Source organism: Streptomonospora wellingtoniae (genome assembly GCF_031845375.1).
Lineage (GTDB): Bacteria > Actinomycetota > Actinomycetes > Streptosporangiales > Streptosporangiaceae > Streptomonospora > Streptomonospora wellingtoniae.
This window is the reverse complement of the sequence record NZ_JAVREK010000057.1, coordinates 1-1,502: the sequence shown is the minus strand read 5'-3', so window position 1 is coordinate 1,502 and position 1,502 is coordinate 1. Positions and strand designations below refer to the sequence as shown.

The window sequence follows — 1,502 nt, the reverse complement described above, 5'->3', positions numbered from 1 at the left end:
CCAATGCCGTGTAGTTAAGGGCTCCGGCGGCGGCGTCAAGGACTTGATACGGCCATGATGTTGATACTGATCGTGGCCTTGTAGCTGGTCCGATCGACGGCGCCCTTGGCGTTGTACTTGGAGATCGCGCGTTTGACCACACGCGGCCCCGACCGCACACGACGGTCGGGCAGCAGATCGTCCAGAACACGGCGGCCGATCGTGCCCACAAGGTCGATCACCGCTCCGGCGATGACGCCCGCGGCCTGGATCACCAGGTCGCGGGCGGCGTTGACCGCGACGGTGAATCCGGCCCGGTCGGGATCCACACCCGGGCGGGCGGCGGTGGCATCGGCCATGCACAGACGCAGAACCTGGTAGGTCACCAGCAGCGCGTAGACCTCCTGGTCGATCCCCTCGGGCGTGCGGGCGCGCAGGACGCGCCCGCCCCCCAGGCTGGACTTGATCTCCAGGTAGGCGGTCTCGATCTCCCACCGCTGGTGGTAGAGCTCGACCAGCCCGCCGGCGGGGTGGATGCGGTGGTCTGTCAGGGTCGTGACCAGCCGGTAGCCCCTCGTGCGGCGCCCGCCCGCCGTGGCGACGGTGATCTCGCAGTCGATCACCCGGACCCCGGCCGTGCCCAGGCGCGAGAGGTAGGAGCCGTCGGTTAAGCGGGCCAGCACGGGCAGCCGCCGGTCGTTCTTGACCCGGACCAGGATGTGTGCGCCGGTGGCGGCGATGGCGCCCACCAGGTCGCGGGCGGCGAAGGCGCGGTCGGCCAGCACGAGCATGCCCTGGCCCATGCTGGGCAGCAGTCCCGGGGCGTAGGTGGTCTCCCCGTGGGCGGTGGGCCCGTAGACGGCGTCGATGAGTGTGCGGGTGCCGCAGGACAGCAGCGCCAGCATCCGCAGCGCCGGGTAGCCCGCACCGCCGTTGTTGCAGCGGTGCTTGGCATAGGCGCTCAGGTTCGCGGGACTGTCGGCCACGCTCATCGTGGTGCCGTCGATGGCGCAGACCAGCAGCCCGCGCCAGTGCACTCCGGGGGTGGCGATTGCCGGCGCGGGGCCGCGCAGCAGGTCGAACAGCCACTTCAGCGGCGCGTGTCCCAGCCTCCGGCGGGCTTGGGCCAGCGCACCTGCGGTCGGTGTCGCCACGGGTATCCCCGCCAGGCCCGCGGTCAGGCGTTGCCAGACCTGGCGCCAGCCCAGTTCGGGGAACAGGGCTCCGGCCAGCAGGAGGTAGATCACGACCCGGGAGGGCAGGTCGCGGACGCGCTGTTGTGTTCGACGGGTCTGGGCGAGTGCTTCGTCGACCATGTCGAAGCCGATGGTGCGGGTGAGTTCGCCGAGGTGGCCGGGCGCGAAGGCGCCTGCGGCGACTGTGACCTCGCGGGAGATGGCAGACTGGGTGTCCAACGGAGCTCCTGCTGAACGGTGATCTTGGTCGACACGGTTCTAGCAGGAGCTCCGTCTTGTTTCAGGCGATTTGACACATGCGCGCCACGCCTTAACTACACGGCATTG

General features: G+C 69.8%; 1 protein-coding gene. It reads right to left on the bottom strand.

Annotated features, from left to right (window positions below):
• Positions 1-35: 35 nt before the first annotated feature.
• Entirely contained in the window at positions 36-1,394 is a 1,359-nt protein-coding gene (locus RM446_RS24590) for an IS4 family transposase (RefSeq protein WP_311547824.1), read from the bottom strand.
• Positions 1,395-1,502 lie beyond the last annotated feature (108 nt).